Origin of the sequence: Pseudomonas sp. UBA1879 (assembly GCF_002338065.1) — a bacterium.
Classification (GTDB): Bacteria; Pseudomonadota; Gammaproteobacteria; order Pseudomonadales; family Pseudomonadaceae; genus Aquipseudomonas.
Genome location: NZ_DDHJ01000017.1, coordinates 165,437 through 186,130, shown reverse-complemented (window position 1 = coordinate 186,130; position 20,694 = coordinate 165,437). Strand labels below are relative to the sequence as shown.

Sequence of the window (20,694 nt, the reverse complement as noted above, 5' to 3'; positions counted from 1 at the left end):
CATTCCTTTACGCGACGGTTTCAGGTTTCGGCTGGCGCAGGGTAGTCAGCAGATTGCTCAATTCCACGAGTTCAGGCCGGCGCGCCAGCACCGCTTCTATATAAGAGAAGAAACGCGGCACGTCAGCGACATAACGCGGTTTGCCATCGCGGTGACAGATTCTCGAGAAAATACCGATCACCTTCAGATGACGCTGTACACCCATTAGATCACTGGCGCGACGAAACTCATCGAAATCGTCCTGCACCGGAATGCCCAACGCTGCGGCTTTCTCCCAATAGACCTTCAGCCAATTCGCGACGCGCTCTTCAGGCCAACTCAAAAACGCGTCCTTGAACAGGCAAGTGATGTCGTACGTCATCGGACCATAGACCGCGTCCTGAAAATCCAACACGCCGGGATTCGGCTCGCTGAGCATCAGGTTGCGCGGCATGTAGTCGCGATGCACCAGCACTTTGGGCTGCGCCAACGCGCTGTCGATCAGCAAATCACTGACCCGCTGCCAACTGGCTTGCTGAGCATCGTCGAACGTCATGCCAAGATGGCGCTTCACATACCACTCAGGAAACAGTTCAAGCTCGCGACGCAACAGCGCCACGTCATAGCTGGGCAAAGGAGCGTCCATCGGCAACTGCTGATACGCCAGCAGCGCTTCGATGGCATCGGCAAACAGTTGATCGGCGTTTTGCTCATCGATCACGTCAAGATAGGTTTTTTGACCCAGATCGTTGAGCAGCAGAAAGCCTTGAGTCAGGTCTTCGGCATAAATTTTCGGAACATTAATGCCTGATTCGCTCAGCAAATGAGCGATGTCGACGAAGGGTTTGCAGTTTTCTTGGGGGGGTGGCGCGTCCATGACAATAAAAGTGCGCCCCTCGCCTTCCCAGCGGAAATAGCGTCGGAAACTCGCGTCGCTACTGGCCGCAGTCAACGTGGCCGGGGGTATCGCGCCCCAGCCCTGGGCCGCGAACAACGTAGGCAGTTGCTCATCGAGCCAAACTTTCAGGTGTTGCAGGCGTACATCTTGATCTGGCATTGCAAGGGTCTCCGACGGCGCTAGCCGTCAAGCGGGTCATGCTTTATTATCCGTCATCTTTTTCAGCCCATCGAGAGGCGTGCGGCCCCCCCGCGGGCAGATGGCGCGCAGGAAGCCCGGACTAATAAGATGGCATTGAAATCCCCCGCGTTTCGTAAAAAATTTCCGTTGCTCGTAACCGGCAGTTTGCTGGCGATGCAACCTCTGGCCACCCAGTACGTGGTGGCGGCCGAGCAGTATGACTGCTCCGTGTCGGCAACAGGTGCCTGGGATTGCTCCCCGAAAACCAACGCAGCCCAGTTGCCTCCGCGCCCTGTGCACGACGCCAACAGCGTGTCGTCCAACAGCAGCACGGTCACGGATTCCACGATCACCACTGAAAGCGGTGAAGTCGTGCCCAAGACAATGCTGGTCACCGAGGCCAAAGGCCGTGGCCTGCAATCTCGCAGCGCAGACTACAGCCATTTGGACTGGGTGCCACGCGAGAAACTGACCGCTGCCCAGCTGGCAGAAACCGGTCCGTATTGCTCCGGCGCCTATATCGAGCCTATTCGTCCAGGCATGGACGACAAGACCGCGAAAAGCGACGCGCCGACCTTCATCGGTGCCAAGGCTTCGCGCTATCAGCAGGAAGAACAGATCGCGAGCCTGGCCGGTGACGTTGTCATGCGCCAGGGTTCCATGCAGGTCGAATCCGACGAGGCGGCTTTGCATCAGGCCGAAAACCGTGGCGAGCTGAACGGCAATGTCCGTCTGCGCGACAACGGCGCCCTGATCGTCGGCGACCACGCTGAGGTACAGCTGGACACCGGTGAAGCGAAAGTCGACAACGCCGAATACGTGCTGCACAAATCCAACGTGCGGGGTAACGCGCTGTACGCCCGTCGTGCAGAAAACGCGATCATCCGCCTGAAAGACGGTACGTACACCACGTGCGAACCGAACAGCAACGCCTGGACCGTGAAGGGCAACAACATCACCCTGAACCCGGCCACCGGTTTCGGTACGGCGACCAACGCCACCTTGCGTGTGAAGGACATTCCCATCCTTTACACCCCGTACATCTATTTCCCGATCGACGACCGTCGCCAGTCCGGCTTCCTGCCACCGACCATCGGTGCCAGCAGCGACACCGGCTTCTCGTTGCTCACCCCGTACTACTTCAACCTGGCGCCGAACTACGACGCCACGTTGTACCCGACGTACATGGCCAAACGCGGCCTGTTGCTCGAAGGCGAGTTCCGTTACCTGACCAAAAGCAGCGAAGGTCAGTTTGGCGCCGCTTACCTGAACGATGACAACGACGATCGCAAAGACCAATCGGACTACAAAGACACCCGGTGGTTGATCAACTGGCAGAACCGCAGCGGCCTGGACGAACGTCTGACCGCGCATGTCGACTACACCAAAGTCAGCGATCCTTACTACTTCAAGGACCTGAAAAGCGGCCAGGAAGGCGTTAGCACGCATAACTTCCTGAACCAGCAGGGCGATCTGACCTACCGCGGCGACAGTTACCAGGCACGCCTGAACCTTCAGCAATATCAGCTGACCACGATCACTCAGATCACGCCGTACGGCCGTCTGCCTCAATTGACCCTGAACGGCACCTTGCCTTACAGCCCGGGCGGTTTGAAGTTCGATTACGAGTCCGAGGCAGTGCGGTTCGATCGTGACTTGCGTGACGGCCTCTATTTCGATGAAGACGGTATTCCTCAGGGTCGTCTGGACAGAAACGTGCAGGGCCTGGCTCGCGCCAACGGCGACCGCCTGAATCTGGCTCCGTCGGTCAGCCTGCCATTGACCGCGTCGTATGGTTTCGTAACGCCGAAATTGAAGTACGTGTACACCAAATACGATCTGGATCTGGATGCGGAAGGCAAGCGCACGCTGCTGGCGGACGAATCCTACAATTCGTCGCAAGACCGTGCCGTTCCGGTGTTCAGCGTCGACAGCGGCCTGTACTTCGATCGCAATACCAACTGGTTCGGCAAAGACTATCGCCAGACCCTGGAACCGCGTCTGTACTACCTCTATGTGCCTGACAAAGACCAGACCGATATTCCGATCTTCGACTCGGGTGAAACGACGTTCAACTATGCCTCGCTGTTCCGCGACAACCGCTTCGTCGGCTCCGACCGTATCGGTGACGAGAACAAGCTGTCGCTGGGCGTGACCAACCGCTGGATCGAAGACAACGGCTTCGAACGTCAGCGTTTCAGCATCGGTCAGGCGCTCTACTTCGCCGATCGCAAGGTGCAGCTGCCTGGCATCAGCTACGAGGAACGCAAGGACGCGCAGTCTGATGTGTCGCCTTATGCGCTGGAATACGAATACCGCTTCAACCGCGACTGGCGTGCCACGTCGGACTTCAACTGGGACCCGGACAGCCGCAGCACCCGCTCCGGCAGCGCGATGGTTCACTACCAGCCTGAAGACAACCCCGGCAAGATCATCAACGCCGGCTACCGCTACCGCAACGACCAGGTCCGTTACGACCAGGCGACCGGTCGCTGGTCGGTGGGCGGCGGTGATGCTGTGCTGCCAGATGGCTCGATCATCAAGGACTACTACAAGATCCAGCAGCACGACTTCTCGGTCATCTGGCCCGTCGCGCCGCAGTGGAGCGCCATCGGTCGCTGGCAATATGACTACAACCGCGATCGCACCCTCGAAGCCTTTGGTGGTTTTGAATATGACAACTGCTGCTGGAAGCTGCGCCTGATCAACCGCTACTGGGTCGACTATGACGAGTCCACTCAAGAGGTTGCGCAGAACGAGAAAGGCGACCGCGGCGTATTCCTACAAATTGTGTTGAAGGGACTTGGTGGCGTAGTCGGCCAGAAAGTTGAAAGCTTCCTCGACAAAGGCATCCAAGGTTATCGTGAACGTGAAGACCAAGCTTTCTGATTCTCTGCGCCCGCTCGTACTGGGCGCGCTGCTGATGGGTTCGGTGGCGCACGCTGAAGTGCGCACCATCGACAAGGTTGTCGCCATCGTCGATAACGACGTGGTCATGCAGAGCCAGCTCGATCAGCGGACCCGTGAAGTTCAGCAAACCATCGCCAAGCGCGGTCAGGGTGTACCCCCGGCCAGCGCGCTGGAATCTCAGGTTCTGGATCGTCTGATTCTGGAAAACCTGCAATTGCAGATCGGCGAACGCTCGGGCATCCGTGTAACCGATGAAGAGCTGAACCAGGCTGTCGGCACCATCGCACAGCGCAACAACATGAGCATCGATCAATTCAAGGCAGCGCTGGCGCACGACGGTCTGTCGTTCAACAGTGCCCGTGAGCAGATCCGCCGGGAAATCATCATCAGCCGCGTACGTCAGCGGCGCGTGGCCGAGCGCATTCAGGTGTCGGAACAGGAAGTGAAGAACTTCCTCGCTTCGGAAATGGGCAAAGCTCAATTTTCGGAAGAGTTTCACCTGGCCAACATCCTGATTCCAACCCCTGACAGCGCGACCTCGGACCAGATCCAGGCAGCCGCCGCCAAGGCCAAGGACATCTACGGCAAGCTCCAGCAAGGGGCGAATTTCGAGCAGCTGGCGATTTCTTCCTCGGCAAGCGAAAGCGCACTGGACGGTGGCGACATGGGCTGGCGTAAATCCGCTCAGCTGCCGCCGCCCTTCGGTGACATGCTGAGTTCGATGAGTCCGGGCCAGGTCACCCCTCCGGCCCGCACACCGGGCGGCTTCATCATCTTGAAGTTGCTGGAAAAACGCGGTGGTGAAAATCAGACCCAGATGCGCGACGAAGTCCACGTTCGTCACATCCTGATCAAGCCAAGCGAGATTCGCAGCGAAGCCGCAACCAAAACGCTGATTCAGAGCGTCTACGACCGTATTCAGAATGGCGAAGATTTCGGCACGCTGGCGAAGAGTTTCTCCGAAGACCCTGGCTCGGCGCTCAACGGCGGCGATATGAACTGGGTAGACCCGCGTTCGCTGGTACCCGAATTCCGCGACGTGATGAACGAAACGCCGCAGGGTGTTGTGTCCAAGCCGTTCCAGACTCAATTTGGCTGGCATGTACTGGAAGTTCTGGGTCGTCGCGCAACCGACGGCACCAATCAGGCACGCGAGCAACAAGCCATGACCGTGTTGCGTAACCGTAAATACGACGAAGAGCTGCAAACCTGGCTGCGCCAGATTCGCGACGAAGCCTATGTCGAAATCAAGCTGCCTGGCGCTGACCAGGCTGCCAAGTGAAACCCCAGCGTTTCGCGCTGACACCCGGCGAGCCCGCTGGCATTGGTCCTGACCTCTGCCTGCTGCTCGCCGCGAAGTCCCAGCCTCACCCCCTGATTGCCATCACCAGTTGCGACCTGCTCAATGAGCGGGCCGCGCAACTGGGTGTGGCCGTCAGCCTGATTCCGGTCAGCCCCGCCGCATGGCCTGACGAACCTGCCGCTGCTGGCAGTCTGTATGTCTGGGACACACCGTTGCACGCCCCGGTGAAGGCCGGACAGCTGAACAACGCCAACGGTGCCTTCGTTCTCGAGACCCTGACCCGCGCCGGACAAGGCTGCCTCGACGGCGAGTTCGCCGGCATGATCACGGCCCCCGTGCACAAGGGTGTGATCAACGAAAGCGGCATTGCCTTCTCTGGGCACACCGAGTTTCTGGCTGAACTGACCCACACCGAGCAAGTGGTGATGATGCTCGCCACCGGTGATTTGCGCGTGGCACTGGTCACCACGCACCTGCCGCTGCGCGACATCGCGGACGCCATCACGCCCGAGAAGCTGGAGCGTGTGACGCGCATTCTTCATGCTGATCTGGTGAACAAATTCGGCATCCCTCACCCGCGCATCCTGGTCTGCGGACTGAATCCCCATGCGGGAGAAGGTGGCCATCTGGGCCGCGAAGAAATCGACATCATCGAACCGACCCTTGAACGTCTGCGCAGCGATGGCCTGGATCTACGCGGCCCGCTGCCTGCCGATACGCTTTTCACCCCCAAATATCTGGAGCACTGCGACGCGGTGCTGGCGATGTACCACGACCAAGGGCTGCCCGTGCTGAAGTACAAAGGCTTCGGCGCCGCCGTCAACGTCACGCTGGGCCTGCCCATCATTCGCACGTCCGTGGATCACGGCACGGCGCTGGACCTGGCAGGCAGCGGCAAAATCGACACCGGCAGCCTCAAGGTCGCTCTGGAAACCGCCTATCAGATGGCCGAGACCCGTACATGACTGAGCAATACCAACACAAGGCGCGCAAGCGCTTCGGCCAGAATTTCCTGCACGATGCCGGCGTGATCGACAAGATCCTGCGCTCGATTCGCGCCAAGGCCGAAGACCGCATGCTGGAAATCGGCCCGGGCCAGGGCGCGCTGACCGAAGGCCTGCTGAGCAGTGGCGCACAACTGGACGTCGTCGAACTGGACAAGGATCTGGTGCCGATTCTGATGCAGCGGTTCAGCGGCCTGCCGAACTTCAACCTGCATCAGGGCGACGCATTGAAGTTCGACTTCACGAGCCTGAACGCGGCCCCTAATAGCCTGCGCGTGGTTGGCAACCTGCCATACAACATCTCCACGCCGCTGATCTTTCATCTATTGCAGAACGCCCACCTGATCCGCGACATGCATTTCATGTTGCAAAAAGAAGTGGTCGAGCGTCTGGCGGCAGGACCGGGCGGCGGCGACTGGGGCCGTCTGTCGATCATGGTTCAGTACCACTGCCGCGTAGAACACCTGTTCAATGTTGGCCCGGGTGCATTCAATCCGCCGCCAAAAGTCGATTCGGCCATCGTTCGACTCGTGCCCCACGAGACGCTGCCTCACCCGGCCAAGGATCATCGCACGCTGGAACGCATCGTTCGCGAAGCCTTCAACCAGCGCCGTAAGACCTTGCGCAATACGCTGAAAGCCTTGCTCACCAGCGAGGAAATCACTGAAGCGGGCGTCGATGGCAGCTTACGTCCAGAACAGCTGGATCTGGCAGCGTTTGTCCGTCTGGCCGATAAATTGACCGACAAGCCCGTCATCGCTTAAACCCTTCGGGACATGTCCGGTCAAAGCCTGTGTTGGTTTTTTCTCCAGGACATGTCCTAGACTCAAATTTCTCCGGGCTTTTCCGGCTTTTTCCGCTCCCGCTTTTAAGGCCTTTTGCATGTCCGATCCTCGTTATCAGATCGACGTCAGCGTCGTCACCCGCTTTCTTGCAGAACAATCGCAGCCAGAGCAGAACCGCTTTGCCTTCGCCTACACCGTCACGGTTCACAACAATGGCGAGTTGCCGGCCAAGTTGCTGTCGCGGCACTGGGTGATTACCGACGGTGACGGGCAAGTCGAAGAAGTGCGCGGTGAAGGCGTCGTGGGCCAGCAACCGCTGATCCAGGCGGGGCAAAGTCACACCTACAGCAGCGGCACGGTTATGACCACCAAGGTCGGTAACATGCAAGGCACCTATCAAATGCTCGCGGATGACGGCAAGCGTTTCGACGCTGTCATCGCGCCGTTCCGGTTGGCGGTGCCGGGGGCGCTTCACTGATGACGGTGTACGCAGTCGGCGACCTGCAAGGTTGCCTCGAACCATTGAAGTGCTTGCTGCAACGCGTATCGTTCGACCCGGCCAAGGACACGCTGTGGCTGGTGGGCGATCTGGTGAACCGGGGGCCGCAATCGCTGGAAACCCTGCGTTTTCTGTACGGCATGCGTGAATCCGTCGTCAGTGTGCTCGGCAACCATGACCTGCATCTGCTGGCGGCGGGCCGTAATATCGAGCGCCTGAAGAAAGGCGACACGCTGCGGGAAATCCTTGAAGCTCCCGACGCCAAGGTTCTTCTCGACTGGCTCCGGCAACTGAAACTGATGCACTACGACGCCGAGCGAGACATCGCGTTGGTGCACGCTGGCATTCCGCCGCAGTGGACGCTTAAAAAAGCGCTGCGCTGCGCAGAAGAAGTTGAAAAAGCCCTGCGCGATGACAACCTGTTCGAGCCCTTCCTTGATGGCATGTATGGCAACGAACCCGCCAAGTGGGACAAGGATCTGCACGGGGTCACCCGGCTGCGCGTGATCACCAACTACTTCACACGCATGCGGTTCTGCACGGCCGATGGCAAGCTCGACCTTAAAAGCAAGGAAGGCCTGGACAGCGCGCCTGCCGGGTACGCGCCGTGGTTCAGTCACAAGGATCGCAAAACCAAAGGCCTGAACATCATCTTCGGCCACTGGGCAGCCCTTGAAGGCCGCTGCGAAGAGCCCGGCGTTTACGCTCTCGACACCGGTTGCGTGTGGGGCGGCGCGATGACAATGCTTAACGTCGATACCCGCGAACTGATTCGCTGCGAATGTGATGACCGGGGCGGGGTCGTGCCTTCGACATCTGCCAGCACACCGGCTGGCGACCAAACTGCCGCGCGGCGTTAGAATCCCCTTTTCTGTTTCGACCCTTCCAGAACCCACGGCCCAGGAGCTCATGCCATGACCGACTTCAAACGCATCCCGCCGGAGCAGGCCCAGGCCCTGCGTGAAAACGGCGCGGTGCTGGTCGATGTCCGCGACGCACAGACGTTCGCCAGCAACCACATTCCAGATTCTCACCACCTGGACAACCATTCCATTGCGGACTTCATCCGCAATGCCGACCTAGACAAACCGCTCGTCGTCGTCTGCTATCACGGCAATTCAAGTCAGAGCGCAGCGGCCTATCTTGTAGGACAGGGCTTCTCTGAGGTCTACAGCATGGACGGCGGTTTCGAGCTGTGGAAAAACACATTTCCCACCGAAACGGCGCAGGGCTGATCAAAAATATTTTTTCAGGACGCGAGGCCGCGTGCTACGCGGCTTCGCGCGTCTAACTGACGAACGGCCGCCCTACATTCATACGCCTTCCTTCTTTCTGTGTGCGAATCCGAACTATCCTTGTGCTCAGGCCATCCGAATCAGGGGAGAGCCGGTACACCGGCGCGTGGGTCATCGGTAGCTACTTTTATGGTGTTTGGGGGGTAAATGGCGTCTGACTGATCAGCCGTCATCCAACATCGACTGACGATCCGCCGCCGGCTCCACGTATCGAGCGAGGTGACGTCATGAGTATTTTTAGCCACTTCCAACAACGCTTTGAATCGACACGCCAGGAAGAGCTCTCGCTACAGGAGTACTTGGAGCTCTGCAAACAAGACCGCAGTGCATATGCCTCAGCCGCAGAACGTCTTCTGATGGCCATCGGCGAGCCTGAGTTGTTCGATACGTCGACCAATTCCCGGCTGTCCAGGATCTTCTCCAACAAAGTCATCCGGCGCTATCCAGCGTTCGAAGACTTTCATGGCATGGAGGACTGCATCGAGCAAATCGTCTCGTACTTCCGCCACGCCGCTCAGGGTCTGGAAGAAAAGAAACAGATCCTTTACCTGCTCGGCCCGGTCGGCGGCGGTAAGTCGTCTCTGGCTGAAAAGCTGAAACAGCTGGTTGAAAAGATCCCTTTCTACGCCATCAAGGGCTCGCCGGTTTTCGAATCGCCCTTGGGCCTGTTCAAACCCACCGAAGACGGGACGATCCTCGAAGAGGACTACGGCATCCCGCGCCGGTACCTGAACACCATCATGTCGCCTTGGGCGACCAAACGTCTGGCCGAGTTCGGGGGCGACATCAGCCAGTTCAAGGTGGTGAAGCTATATCCGTCGATCCTCAATCAGATCGCTGTTGCGAAAACCGAGCCGGGCGATGAGAACAACCAGGATATTTCGGCGCTGGTCGGTAAAGTCGATATCCGCAAGCTCGAAGAATATCCACAGAACGACGCCGATGCGTACAGCTACTCTGGCGCGTTGTGCCGGGCCAACCAGGGCCTGATGGAATTCGTGGAGATGTTCAAGGCGCCGATCAAGGTCCTGCACCCACTGCTCACCGCCACTCAGGAAGGTAACTACAACAGTACCGAAGGCCTGGGCGCGATCCCCTTCACCGGTATTCTGCTGGCCCACTCGAACGAATCGGAATGGCACAGCTTCCGCAACAACAAGAACAACGAAGCCTTCATCGACCGTATCTACATCGTGAAGGTGCCGTACTGCCTGCGGGTCAGCGACGAGATCAAGATTTACGACAAGCTCTTGTTCAACAGCTCGCTGGCCAAGGCCCATTGCGCGCCAGACACCCTGAAAATGCTCGCGCAGTTCACTGTTCTTTCGCGCCTCAAGGAGCCAGAAAACTCCAACATCTATTCCAAGATGCGGGTGTATGACGGCGAGAACCTGAAGGACACCGACCCGAAAGCCAAGTCGATTCAGGAATACCGCGACAGCGCGGGCGTCGACGAAGGCATGAACGGCCTGTCGACCCGCTTTGCGTTCAAGATTCTGTCGAAGGTATTCAACTTCGATCCACACGAAGTGGCCGCCAACCCGGTCCACCTGCTGTACGTGCTGGAGCAGCAGATCGAGCAAGAGCAGTTCCAGGCCGAAACCCGTGAGCGTTACCTACGGTTCATCAAGGAATACCTGGCGCCGCGCTACATCGAGTTCATCGGCAAGGAAATCCAGACGGCTTATCTGGAGTCCTACAGCGAATACGGTCAAAACATTTTCGATCGCTACGTGTTGTACGCGGACTTCTGGATTCAGGATCAGGAATACCGGGACCCTGAAACCGGCGAGATCCTCAACCGCGTGGCGCTCAATGAGGAACTGGAGAAGATCGAGAAACCGGCCGGCATCAGCAATCCCAAGGATTTCCGTAACGAGATCGTCAACTTTGTGCTGCGCGCCCGGGCCAATAACAACGGCAAAAATCCAACGTGGCTCAGCTACGAAAAGCTGCGTGTCGTGATCGAGAAGAAAATGTTCTCGAATACCGAGGATCTGCTGCCGGTGATCAGTTTCAACGCCAAGGCCAGCAAAGAGGATCAGCAAAAACACAACGACTTCGTCACCCGAATGGTCGAGCGGGGCTACACCGACAAACAGGTACGGCTGCTGTCCGAGTGGTACCTGCGTGTCCGCAAATCACAATAAAGCAGCGACACATTGTGAGCTTCAAGCGGCGAGCTAAAAGCGATTCGGTGTGTTCGATGGACCACTGCAACGTTTAAGGCTCGTCGCTTGAAGTGCGGTATTTGCGGTCAAAACTTGCAGCTTGCAGCTTCATGCTTGCAGCTCCCCGAAGGGGCCTTCTATGAGTTATGTGATCGACCGACGTCTCAATGGCAAGAACAAGAGCACGGTAAATCGGCAGCGCTTCCTGCGTCGCTACCGTGACCACATCAAGAAAGCGGTGGAAGAAGCGGTGAGCCGCCGCTCCATCACCGACATGGAACATGGCGAACAGATCAGCATCCCGGGTCGCGACATTGACGAGCCGGTACTGCATCATGGACGCGGCGGCAAACAGACCGTCGTCCACCCCGGCAACAAAGAATTCACCACCGGCGAGCACATCGCCCGTCCCCAAGGTGGCGGCGGTGGCAAAGGGCCTGGCAAGGCGAGCAACTCCGGCGAAGGCATGGACGAGTTCGTGTTTCAGATCACCCAGGAAGAATTCCTCGAATTCATGTTCGAAGACCTCGAACTGCCCAATCTCGTCAAACGCAACCTGAGCGGCACCGATACCTTCAAAACCGTGCGCGCGGGTATCAGCAACGAAGGTAACCCCTCGCGCATCAACATCATTCGCACGTTACGTTCAGCCCATGCGCGACGCATCGCGCTGTCCGGCAGCAGCCGCGCCAAGCTGAAGGAAGTGCTGGCCGAACTGGAGCGCCTGAAGCGCGAAGAGCCTGACAATTTCGGCGACATCCAGGAACTGGAAGTCGAAGCCCAACGTTTGCAGGCGCGGATCAAACGCGTGCCGTATCTCGACACGTTCGACCTCAAATACAACCTGTTGGTGAAGCAGCCCAATCCGAGTTCAAAGGCAGTGATGTTCTGCCTGATGGACGTTTCCGGCTCGATGACGCAAGCGACCAAGGACATCGCCAAGCGGTTTTTCATCCTGCTGTACCTGTTCCTGAAGCGCAATTACGACAAAATCGAGGTCGTGTTCATCCGTCACCACACCAGCGCCCGGGAGGTCGACGAGGAAGAGTTTTTCTATTCACGGGAAACCGGCGGCACCATCGTCTCCAGTGCATTGAAACTGATGCAGGAGATCATGGCCGAGCGCTACCCCACCAACGAGTGGAACATCTACGCCGCGCAGGCTTCCGACGGCGACAACTGGAACGACGACTCGCCCATCTGCCGCGACATTCTGATCAAGCAGATCATGCCGTTCGTGCAGTACTACACTTACGTCGAAATCACGCCCCGCGAACATCAGGCACTGTGGTTCGAATACGAGCGCATCGGCGAAGCCTTCGCCGACACGTTCGCCCAGCAGCAGCTGGTCTCTGCCGGTGATATCTATCCGGTATTCCGTGAACTCTTCCAGCGCAGGTTAGTGACATGACCGCTAGAGAGCAGAAGCGCCAACCCCTTTCCACGGGTTCAGAGTGGACGTTCGAACTGATCCAGGCCTACGACCGGGAAATCAGCCGCATCGCCGAGCGTTATGCCCTGGACACCTACCCCAACCAGATCGAGGTGATCACCGCTGAGCAGATGATGGATGCTTATGCGTCGGTCGGCATGCCGCTGGGTTATCACCATTGGTCCTACGGCAAACACTTCCTCAGCACGGAAAAATCCTACTCACGTGGCCAGATGGGCCTGGCTTATGAAATCGTCATTAACTCCGATCCCTGCATTGCATATCTGATGGAGGAAAACACCATCTGCATGCAGGCGCTGGTCGTGGCCCATGCGTGCTATGGCCACAACAGCTTTTTCAAGGGCAATTACCTGTTCCGCACCTGGACCGACGCCAGTTCGATCATTGATTACCTGGTGTTCGCCAAGCAGTACATCATGCAATGCGAAGAGCGCCATGGCATCGACGCGGTCGAGGACTTGCTCGACTCCTGCCACGCTCTGATGAATTACGGCGTTGACCGCTACAAGCGTCCCTACCCGATTTCGGCGGAGGAAGAACGCCGCCGCATGAAGGACCGTGAAGAGCACTTGCAGAAGCAGATCAACGATCTTTGGCGCACGATCCCGAAAAATGCCAGCAAGAGCGACAAAGAAGACAATGCGCGCTTTCCCGCTGAGCCACAGGAAAACATCCTCTACTTCATTGAGAAGCACGCGCCTCTGCTGGAGCCTTGGCAGCGTGAAATCGTGCGCATCGTGCGCAAGATCGCCCAGTATTTCTACCCGCAGCGCCAGACTCAGGTCATGAACGAAGGCTGGGCGACCTTCTGGCACTACACGCTGATGAACGATCTGTACGACGAAGGTCTGGTCACTGACGGATTCATGCTCGAATTCCTGCAGTCTCACACCAGCGTGGTGTTCCAGCCGGGTTTTGATAGCCCCTATTACAGCGGCATCAACCCCTACACGCTGGGCTTCGCCATGTACCAGGACATTCGGCGGATGTGTGAACACCCCACCGAGGAAGACTATCGCTGGTTCCCGGAACTGGCCGGTTCGGACTGGCTGACGGCGGTGAAGTTTGCGATGAGCAGCTTCAAGGATGAGAGTTTCATCCTGCAATACCTGTCGCCCAAGGTCATTCGTGACCTCAAGCTGTTCAGCATTCTGGATGACGACCAAAAGGACGATCTGCTTGTACCTGCGATTCATGATGAAACAGGCTACAGAACGATCAGAGAAACCCTCGCTGCGCAGTACAACTTGGGCAATCGCGAGCCAAACGTGCAGATCTACAGCATCGATCGCCGCGGCGACCGTTCGCTGACCCTGCGCCATCAGCAGCATGACCGTAAACCGCTGGGCGACTCGACGGACGAAGTGCTCAAACACCTGCATCGCTTGTGGGGTTTCGACATTCATCTCGAAACGCTACAGGGCGACCAGGTCATGAAAACTCACCACGTCCCACCGAGAAGCGAACACGCTGACAGTGAATATCCCCGGCTCGACCTGGCGGTCGTTCACCTTTAGGGGATGAGTCTGATCTGAAAATGGCCCTCCGCTGGCGCGATGTAAGGTTTATCCTGTCGCGCTGACGGAGGCTTTTTTATGCAGATCTATAAAGTTGGCGGCGCTGTGCGTGATCGCCTGCTTGGCAAACCGGTTGCGGACACCGACTGGGTAGTCGTCGGCGCGACCACCGATGAAATGTTAATCAAGGGCTATCGCCCGGTCGGCACGGACTTTCCGGTCTTTTTGCACCCCCTCACCGGCGAGGAATACGCGCTGGCTCGGACCGAACGCAAGACTGGTCGCGGTTATGGCGGTTTTGTGTTTCACGCCGACCCGGACGTCACCCTTGAACAAGACCTTATCCGCCGCGACCTGACTATCAACGCCATTGCCGAAGACAAACAGGGGCATTTGATCGACCCCTATCACGGCCAACGCGATTTGCAGGATCGCGTATTGCGCCATGTTTCTCCGGCCTTCGCGGAAGATCCACTGCGTGTCCTACGGGTCGCGCGATTTGCCGCACGCTACGCACCTGATGGTTTCACCATTGCGCCAGAAACGATGGTTTTGATGCGCCAACTCAGCGCCTCTGGCGAGCTGGAAGCCCTCACGCCAGAGCGCAGCTGGAAGGAAATTTCCCGCGCGTTGATGGAGCGGGAGCCACAGGTATTCATCCAGGTTCTGAAAGAGTGCGGCGCGCTCGGGGTGCTGATGCCGGAAATCGACACGCTGTTCGGCATTCCGCAGCCTGAAGCGCATCATCCAGAAATCGATACAGGGCTGCATGTCCTGAGCGTTCTGCATCAATCAGCGGTGCACAAGCAACCGTTGAGCGTGCGTTGGGCATGCCTGCTGCACGACCTGGGCAAAGGGCTGACACCGGCAGAAGAGTGGCCGCGTCATATTGCCCACGAGCAGAAAGGCCTTAAAGCGATCAAAGCGGTAAGCGAACGTTTCAAGGTGCCGAAGGATTGTCAGGAACTGGCACTGCTGGTGGGCCAGTACCACACCCACGGCCATCGAGCACTGGAACTCAAGCCTTCGACGTTGCTGGACTTGCTCCAAACCTTCGACGTCTACCGCCGCCCGCAGCGCTTCGAGGAATTTATCGTCGCGTGTGAAATGGACGCGCGAGGTCGTAAGGGTTTCGAGGACCGGAGTTATCCACAGGCCGAATACCTGCGCGGCGCCGCAGAGGCGGCGAGGCATGTAGCCGTTCAGCCATTGTTGGATCAGGGGTATCAGGGGCAGGAATTGGGCCAAGCGCTGAAGCGTGAACGGCTGGATACGCTGACGTTTTACAAGGCGTCGTATCAGATGTGACGTGACACACACTCTGTAGGCGCACGGCTTGTCCCGCGACCGGCGGGGACCCCGTCGTAAACCAGCGAATGTGCTCTGCCTGTCACACCGCACCTGTCGAATTTACGACGACTACGTCGCCGCTCGCGGGACAAGCCACGCGCCTAGAGGGGAGGCAGCATCGTATCCGGGGTCAGTGGCTGACCCTGCCACTCGAACGCCACCGGCCACAGCTGCTGCTCGATTTGCGACGCTTCCCACAAAGTGGCGAACGTCATTCCCACTTCCGGATGGACTTTTTCTGGCGCAATCAGCGACAGCGGCCACAGCACGAACGCATTCTTGAGTATCTCGGCGCGGGGCAACACCAGCCCGTCGAAATTGCCCACCTGCTCGCCATACAACAGCACGTCGATATCCAGCGGCAGCCCTTTACGATCCGGTGCATAACGACCGTTATCGGCTTCGATGAGTTTCAGGCGACGGTCCAGCTCGAGCAGTGGCAAGTCCGTGAGCGCCGACACCACCAGATTGATAAACGGCCCGCTCTTGATCCCCACCGGGAGGCTCTCGAACACCGGCGAACAAGACATGTCCGTAAGAAAGCCAGCCAGCGTGTCGAGCCCTGAGCACAGGTGCCGATGGCGATCAATGTTGCTCCCCAGACCGAGGAAAATCCGTGTCAGCGGCATCCGCGCTCGATCTCCACGCCCACGCCTTTGGCCGCCGACACGGCTCCGGGTTTGGTGAGTTTCAGGTGCAGCCAAGGGATGTCGAATTCATTCATCAACACCTCCGCCAGGCGCTCGGCGAAGGTTTCGACCAGTTGAAACTGCGAAATCTCGGCAAATGCCTGAATGCGCGCAGAGACGCTGGCGTAGTCGAGTGCTTTGCTCAAGTCATCGCCTGCGGCAGCGGGTCGATTGTCCCAGGCAAAACTCAGGTCCAGTCGCAGGCACTGACGAATGCCGCGCTCCCAGTCGTAGGCACCGATGACCGTATCGACCTCCAGACCCTCAATGAAAACTCTGTCCAAGCCTTTCTCTCCGCTGCACGACAAGGGCGCGATGCGCCGTTAGAATCAGGGCATCCCCGCCCGGAATGGTTAGCATGTTTTGGTTACTGGCACTTTTCGCCTACCTGCTCGGCTCGCTGTCCTTCGCCATCCTGCTCAGCCGTCTGACCGGTAGCCCTGACCCACGCGCCAGTGGCTCGGGCAACGCGGGCGCCACCAACATGCTACGCCTGGCGGGCAAGAAGCTCGCTATCCTGACCCTGATCGGCGATGTCTGCAAAGGGATGATCCCCGTGCTGCTCGCCAGCTGGGCGGGATTGGACCCTCGCCAACAAGCCTGGATCGGGCTGTACGCCGTACTCGGCCATCTGTTTCCGCTGTACTTCCGTTTCAAGGGGGGCAAAGGCGTCGCAACAGCGGCCGGTATGCTGCTGGGTCTGTATCCACCTGCTGCGCTGCTGGCGATTGTTGCGTGGCTGCTGACGTTTTACCTTACCCGCACCAGTTCACTCGCTTCATTGATCGCTACGCCTCTGACCCTGCCGCTACTCGCCTGGCAAGAGCCCCACGCGCTGGTGCCCATGAGCGTGTTGACACTGCTGATCGTCTGGCGCCACCGCGGCAATCTACGCGACCTCCATGCCGGACGCGAACGGCATTTCTGAATGCAAAAGGTGAAAAAGGCTCAACCGAGCCTTCTTTTATCCACATCTGCAGCCTTTATAGACCCGGCAATTGCTCCATCGGCCAGCGCGCCTGAACGCTGATGCTCAGCCCCTCTTTCTGCCCCGCCTGCAATCGCTGACAGCCTGCGAACGCGATCATCGCGCCGTTATCCGTGCAAAACTCTGGACGCGCGTAATACACATTGCCGCCGATGCCGTTGAGCATCTGCTCCAAGGAGTGACGCAGTGCCTTATTTGCACTCACGCCACCGGCGATCACCAGGCGCTGCATGCCTGCCTGCTTCAAGGCGCGTTTGCATTTAATGGTCAAAGTCTCCACCACCGCCTCCTGGAAGGCCAGCGCAATGTCGCAACGGGTTTGCTCGCCGTCGTCCCCAGCACTCTGACAGTGCTGCCAGGTGTTCAAGGCAGATGTTTTCAAGCCGCTGAAGCTGAACGTCAGCCCCGGACGGTCCGTCATGGGGCGAGGAAACGTGAAGCGCCCCGGCACACCATTAAGCGCCAGGCGAGAAATCTCAGGCCCGCCGGGGTAATTCAAGCCCATCATCTTGGCGGTTTTGTCGAAGGCCTCCCCCGCAGCGTCATCCAGGGTTTCACCCAGCAGCTCATAGACGCCGATGCCGTCCACGCGAACGAGCTGGGTGTGACCGCCTGATACCAACAAAGCGACGAACGGAAACTCGGGCGGATGCTCCTCCAGCATAGGCGCGAGAAGATGGCCCTCCATGTGATGCACGCCCAGCGCGGGAATGTCCCACGCGAAGGCCAGCGCCTGGGCACAGGACGCACCCACCAGCAGTGCGCCGACCAAACCGGGGCCTGCGGTGTAGGCGATCGCGTCGATGTCGGTCGTGACACAATCGGCCTCGGCCAACACCTGACGAATCAGGGGCAACATGCGTTTCACGTGATCGCGGGACGCAAGCTCGGGGACTACACCGCCATAGACCCGATGCAGATCGATCTGGCTGAACAATGCATCGGCGAGCAGCCCGCGCTCGCTGTCATACAGCGCCACGCCGGTCTCATCGCAAGAAGTTTCCAATCCCAGTACTAACATGGGGCACGCCTTGGAGGCTGAATTCGAAGGCGCGCATAATAGTCGCCGCTCATGCCCACGACTAGCGGTTTTCGATCAGAGGCTTTGCATTCCTCGCGCCGAGGGGTTAACATCCGCAACCCTTAAAACCGGCGTACTCATACAAGTGTTGTACGAGCGCCGACCCCGGTAATGAATGAAGGTAGCTCTGGATGCCAGCCGTCAAAGTTAAAGAGAATGAACCCTTCGACGTAGCTCTGCGTCGTTTCAAGCGCTCCTGCGAGAAAGCCGGCACTCTGGCCGAAGTTCGTAGCCGCGAATTTTACGAGAAGCCAACTTCGAAGCGTAAGCGTATGGCAGCTGCTGCCGTTAAACGTCACGCCAAGAAAGTTCAGCGCGAACAGCGCCGCGCCGTTCGTCTGTATTAATACAGACGTTTGTCGCAAGCTTCTGCCTTGCCCGGCCCCAAAGCCGGGCTGTCGGCAGTTGCAGATTTCGCTTAAAGCAAGACAGGCGAAGGCTGTCGACGTCCTTTCGCGACCGAGACACCCCCGTCGAATTCTTCCAGCCTGATTTCAGGCAGCGTTGACCCGTCTACACTGACCCAGCAACCGTCGTTACGCTTTGGATTCGCCATGATTTTTCTGGCGGGGCGCCTGATGATGAGAACGCCATGGCCGGACTGATTCCCCAAGGGTTTATTGACGACCTGCTCAACCGCACCGACATCGTCGACGTTGTCAGCTCGCGCGTTCAATTAAAGAAAACCGGCAAGAATTTCAGCGCCTGCTGTCCTTTCCATAAAGAAAAGACACCGTCGTTCAGCGTCAGCCCCGACAAACAGTTTTATTACTGCTTTGGTTGCGGCGCAGGGGGCAACGCTCTCGGCTTCATCATGGACCACGACAACCTGGACTTCCCCCAGGCCGTCGAGGAACTCGCCAAAGCCGCCGGCATGGAAGTGCCCCGCGAACAGGGCGTCAGGGGGCAAAAGCCCAGACAACCCACTGATTCGCCGCTTTACCCGCTGCTGACCGCTGCCGCGGAGTTCTACCGGGCTGCGCTGAAAAGCCACCCGACTCGCAAATCAGCAGTGGACTACCTGAAAGGCCGTGGCCTCTCAGGTGAAATCGCCCGCGATTTCGGGTTGGGGTTTGCTCCGCCCGGCTGGGACAATCTTTATAAACATCTGAGCAGCGACACGCTTCAGCAGAAGGCCATGATCGATGCAGGTCTGCTGATTGAAAACGCGGAGACCGGCAAGCGCTATGACCGCTTTCGCGATCGGGTGATGTTCCCCATTCGCGACAGCCGAGGCCGCGTCATTGCCTTCGGTGGACGCGTGCTCGGCGATGACAAGCCGAAATATCTGAACTCGCCTGAAACACCCGTGTTTCACAAGGGTCAGGAGCTGTACGGGCTGTTCGAGGCCCGCAAATACAATCGCAACCTCGACGAGATCATCGTTGTCGAAGGTTACATGGACGTCATCGCACTGGCTCAACAGGGCCTGCGCAATGCCGTTGCGACACTGGGCACGGCCACCAGCGAAGAGCACTTGAAACGTCTATTCCGCGTCGTGCCCAACGTGCTGTTCTGTTTCGACGGAGACCAGGCAGGCCGGAACGCCGCCTGGCGCGCCCTGGAGGCGACCCTTTCCAGCCTGCAGGACGGCCGACGCGCCCGGTTTCTGTTTTTGCCAGAAGGTGAGGATCCGGACACGCTAGTACGCGCCGAAGGCACCGATGCGTTCAAGGCAAGAATCAACCAGCACGCGCAACCGTTGGCGGATTATTTTTTCGAGCAGTTGACCAAAGAAGCCGATCCGCGTTCGCTGGAAGGCAAAGCGCATATGGTCACCTTGGCTGCTCCGCTGATCGAAAAGGTGCCGGGCGCCAACCTTCGGGAGCTGATGCGTCGCCGCCTCAAGGAGATCACCGGGCTGGACACCGCCGCGGTCAATCAGCTGGTGCAGAGCGCTCCCGCCGAGGCACCGCCGGTTTACGACCCGGGGTTTGATTACGATTCAGTGCCTGATTACGGCGATTACCAGCCGCATGACGCCTACGAACCACAGCAAGAATGGACGCCCAACTCATCAGGCGGCCAGCAGAAGAAATGGGAAAAAAAGCCGTGGGACAAAGGCAAGAAGTGGGACAAGAACGGCAAGCGGCCGGACTTTGAACCTCGCGCCCCGCGCACCCCGGCGACGGTCGAACCACCGACACTGACAGCCCTCCGGACTTTGCTCCATCACCCGGACCTGTCGCAGAAGGTGGAGGACACCAGCCATTTCGCGGCCGAAGACAACGTTTACTCGCAGTTGCTGGTCGCACTACTCGAAGCGCTGCAAAAAAATCCGAAGCTGCGGTCCCTGCAACTGATCGCACGCTGGCACGGAACCGATCAAGGACGATTATTACGACAACTGGCGGAAAAGGAATGGCTGATCTCGGCCGATAACCTTGAACAACAGTTTTTCGACACTATAACTAGCTTGTCCGCCCGCCAACGCGAGCGAAGTCTCGATCAATTGATCAGGAAGGAACGGCAGACCGGTCTGAGTGCTGAGGAAAAAGTACAGCTACTCAACCTGTTAAATCGCAAAGTTCCTGCACAAACCCCGACCTCAACTGGCGCGTGAGGTCCTAGCTCGGGTATAATCCTCGGCTT

18 protein-coding genes are annotated in these 20,694 nt (G+C 58.4%); 14 read left to right on the top strand and 4 right to left on the bottom strand.

The window, feature by feature from the left end; genetic code table 11:
- Positions 1–7: 7 nt before the first annotated feature.
- A complete protein-coding gene (locus B3N48_RS20135) occupies positions 8–1,036 on the bottom strand; it encodes an aminoglycoside phosphotransferase family protein (protein ID WP_296186792.1) in 1,029 nt (342 codons plus the stop codon).
- 129 nt (positions 1,037–1,165) lie between these two features.
- Here B3N48_RS20135 and B3N48_RS20130 point away from each other — a divergent pair, with 129 nt between their 5' ends.
- The 11 genes from B3N48_RS20130 to B3N48_RS20080 all read left to right on the top strand — a co-directional run bounded on the left by B3N48_RS20130 (position 1,166) and on the right by B3N48_RS20080 (position 15,302).
- Positions 1,166–3,946, top strand: coding sequence for an LPS-assembly protein LptD (locus B3N48_RS20130; RefSeq protein WP_296186791.1), 2,781 nt, complete (start codon positions 1,166–1,168; stop codon positions 3,944–3,946).
- On the top strand, positions 3,927–5,249 hold the full coding sequence (locus B3N48_RS20125; protein ID WP_296186790.1) for a peptidylprolyl isomerase: 1,323 nt from the start codon (positions 3,927–3,929) through the stop codon (positions 5,247–5,249). The genes B3N48_RS20130 and B3N48_RS20125 overlap by 20 nt, the downstream gene beginning before the upstream one ends.
- Entirely contained in the window at positions 5,246–6,235 is a 990-nt protein-coding gene (gene pdxA / locus B3N48_RS20120; RefSeq protein WP_296186789.1) for a 4-hydroxythreonine-4-phosphate dehydrogenase PdxA, read from the top strand. The genes B3N48_RS20125 and pdxA overlap by 4 nt, the downstream gene beginning before the upstream one ends.
- Positions 6,232–7,038, top strand: a complete 807-nt coding sequence (gene rsmA, locus B3N48_RS20115; RefSeq protein WP_296186788.1) for a 16S rRNA (adenine(1518)-N(6)/adenine(1519)-N(6))-dimethyltransferase RsmA — start codon at positions 6,232–6,234, stop codon at positions 7,036–7,038. Before pdxA ends, rsmA begins: the two co-directional genes overlap by 4 nt.
- Positions 7,039–7,156: 118 nt before the next feature.
- Complete coding sequence (gene apaG, locus B3N48_RS20110) at positions 7,157–7,537, top strand: Co2+/Mg2+ efflux protein ApaG (RefSeq protein ID WP_296186785.1); 381 nt, start codon at positions 7,157–7,159, stop codon at positions 7,535–7,537.
- Positions 7,537–8,418: a symmetrical bis(5'-nucleosyl)-tetraphosphatase gene (locus B3N48_RS20105; protein ID WP_296186784.1), complete on the top strand. Its 882-nt coding sequence runs from the start codon at positions 7,537–7,539 to the stop codon at positions 8,416–8,418. The genes apaG and B3N48_RS20105 overlap by 1 nt, the downstream gene beginning before the upstream one ends.
- A gap of 54 nt (positions 8,419–8,472) precedes the next feature.
- The gene (gene glpE / locus B3N48_RS20100) at positions 8,473–8,793 is read left to right on the top strand and encodes a thiosulfate sulfurtransferase GlpE (protein ID WP_296186782.1); all 321 of its coding nucleotides are present in this window, start codon (positions 8,473–8,475) and stop codon (positions 8,791–8,793) included.
- Positions 8,794–9,080: 287 nt separating this feature from the next.
- A complete protein-coding gene (locus B3N48_RS20095) occupies positions 9,081–11,003 on the top strand; it encodes a PrkA family serine protein kinase (RefSeq protein ID WP_296186780.1) in 1,923 nt (640 codons plus the stop codon).
- Positions 11,004–11,163: 160 nt separating this feature from the next.
- On the top strand, positions 11,164–12,435 hold the full coding sequence (locus B3N48_RS20090; protein WP_296186779.1) for a YeaH/YhbH family protein: 1,272 nt from the start codon (positions 11,164–11,166) through the stop codon (positions 12,433–12,435).
- The gene (locus tag B3N48_RS20085) at positions 12,432–13,994 is read left to right on the top strand and encodes a SpoVR family protein (protein ID WP_296186776.1); all 1,563 of its coding nucleotides are present in this window, start codon (positions 12,432–12,434) and stop codon (positions 13,992–13,994) included. The genes B3N48_RS20090 and B3N48_RS20085 overlap by 4 nt, the downstream gene beginning before the upstream one ends.
- A gap of 78 nt (positions 13,995–14,072) precedes the next feature.
- Positions 14,073–15,302: a multifunctional CCA addition/repair protein gene (locus B3N48_RS20080; RefSeq protein WP_296186774.1), complete on the top strand. Its 1,230-nt coding sequence runs from the start codon at positions 14,073–14,075 to the stop codon at positions 15,300–15,302.
- 143 nt (positions 15,303–15,445) lie between these two features.
- On the opposite strand, the gene folK is transcribed toward B3N48_RS20080, so the two are convergent.
- Both folK and folB read right to left on the bottom strand, forming a co-directional pair.
- Entirely contained in the window at positions 15,446–15,973 is a 528-nt protein-coding gene (gene folK / locus B3N48_RS20075; protein ID WP_296186771.1) for a 2-amino-4-hydroxy-6-hydroxymethyldihydropteridine diphosphokinase, read from the bottom strand.
- Positions 15,964–16,317 carry a dihydroneopterin aldolase gene (gene folB / locus B3N48_RS20070; protein WP_296186769.1) on the bottom strand — a complete coding sequence of 118 codons (354 nt, stop codon included), beginning with the start codon at positions 16,315–16,317 and terminating at the stop codon, positions 15,964–15,966. The genes folK and folB overlap by 10 nt, the downstream gene beginning before the upstream one ends.
- Positions 16,318–16,391: 74 nt before the next feature.
- On the opposite strand from folB, the gene plsY reads away from it, so the two are divergent.
- The gene (gene plsY / locus B3N48_RS20065) at positions 16,392–16,961 is read left to right on the top strand and encodes a glycerol-3-phosphate 1-O-acyltransferase PlsY (protein WP_296186767.1); all 570 of its coding nucleotides are present in this window, start codon (positions 16,392–16,394) and stop codon (positions 16,959–16,961) included.
- 55 nt (positions 16,962–17,016) lie between these two features.
- Here the strand turns inward: plsY and tsaD are convergent, their stop codons facing one another.
- The gene (tsaD, locus tag B3N48_RS20060) at positions 17,017–18,042 is read right to left on the bottom strand and encodes a tRNA (adenosine(37)-N6)-threonylcarbamoyltransferase complex transferase subunit TsaD (protein ID WP_296186765.1); all 1,026 of its coding nucleotides are present in this window, start codon (positions 18,040–18,042) and stop codon (positions 17,017–17,019) included.
- A gap of 191 nt (positions 18,043–18,233) precedes the next feature.
- Here tsaD and rpsU point away from each other — a divergent pair, with 191 nt between their 5' ends.
- Together rpsU and dnaG are read left to right on the top strand one after the other, a co-directional pair.
- Positions 18,234–18,449 (top strand): 30S ribosomal protein S21, encoded by a 216-nt coding sequence (rpsU, locus tag B3N48_RS20055; RefSeq protein ID WP_110951580.1) that lies wholly within the window; start codon positions 18,234–18,236, stop codon positions 18,447–18,449.
- A gap of 245 nt (positions 18,450–18,694) precedes the next feature.
- Entirely contained in the window at positions 18,695–20,665 is a 1,971-nt protein-coding gene (gene dnaG / locus B3N48_RS20050; RefSeq protein ID WP_296186761.1) for a DNA primase, read from the top strand.
- Positions 20,666–20,694 lie beyond the last annotated feature (29 nt).

Excerpts from the sequence above, each read along its gene's own strand:
- tsaD (WP_296186765.1), bottom strand. The coding sequence starts at position 18,042 with ATGTTAGTACTGGGATTGGAAACTTCTTGCGATGAGACCGGCGTGGCG.
- B3N48_RS20135 (WP_296186792.1), bottom strand. The coding sequence starts at position 1,036 with ATGCCAGATCAAGATGTACGCCTGCAACACCTGAAAGTTTGGCTCGAT.
- B3N48_RS20085 (WP_296186776.1), top strand. The coding sequence starts at position 12,432 with ATGACCGCTAGAGAGCAGAAGCGCCAACCCCTTTCCACGGGTTCAGAG.
- rsmA (WP_296186788.1), top strand. The coding sequence starts at position 6,232 with ATGACTGAGCAATACCAACACAAGGCGCGCAAGCGCTTCGGCCAGAAT.
- folK (WP_296186771.1), bottom strand. The coding sequence starts at position 15,973 with ATGCCGCTGACACGGATTTTCCTCGGTCTGGGGAGCAACATTGATCGC.
- dnaG (WP_296186761.1), top strand. The coding sequence starts at position 18,695 with ATGGCCGGACTGATTCCCCAAGGGTTTATTGACGACCTGCTCAACCGC.
- B3N48_RS20080 (WP_296186774.1), top strand. The coding sequence starts at position 14,073 with ATGCAGATCTATAAAGTTGGCGGCGCTGTGCGTGATCGCCTGCTTGGC.
- apaG (WP_296186785.1), top strand. The coding sequence starts at position 7,157 with ATGTCCGATCCTCGTTATCAGATCGACGTCAGCGTCGTCACCCGCTTT.
- B3N48_RS20130 (WP_296186791.1), top strand. The coding sequence starts at position 1,166 with ATGGCATTGAAATCCCCCGCGTTTCGTAAAAAATTTCCGTTGCTCGTA.
- plsY (WP_296186767.1), top strand. The coding sequence starts at position 16,392 with ATGTTTTGGTTACTGGCACTTTTCGCCTACCTGCTCGGCTCGCTGTCC.
- B3N48_RS20105 (WP_296186784.1), top strand. The coding sequence starts at position 7,537 with ATGACGGTGTACGCAGTCGGCGACCTGCAAGGTTGCCTCGAACCATTG.
- B3N48_RS20095 (WP_296186780.1), top strand. The coding sequence starts at position 9,081 with ATGAGTATTTTTAGCCACTTCCAACAACGCTTTGAATCGACACGCCAG.
- rpsU (WP_110951580.1), top strand. The coding sequence starts at position 18,234 with ATGCCAGCCGTCAAAGTTAAAGAGAATGAACCCTTCGACGTAGCTCTG.
- glpE (WP_296186782.1), top strand. The coding sequence starts at position 8,473 with ATGACCGACTTCAAACGCATCCCGCCGGAGCAGGCCCAGGCCCTGCGT.
- B3N48_RS20090 (WP_296186779.1), top strand. The coding sequence starts at position 11,164 with ATGAGTTATGTGATCGACCGACGTCTCAATGGCAAGAACAAGAGCACG.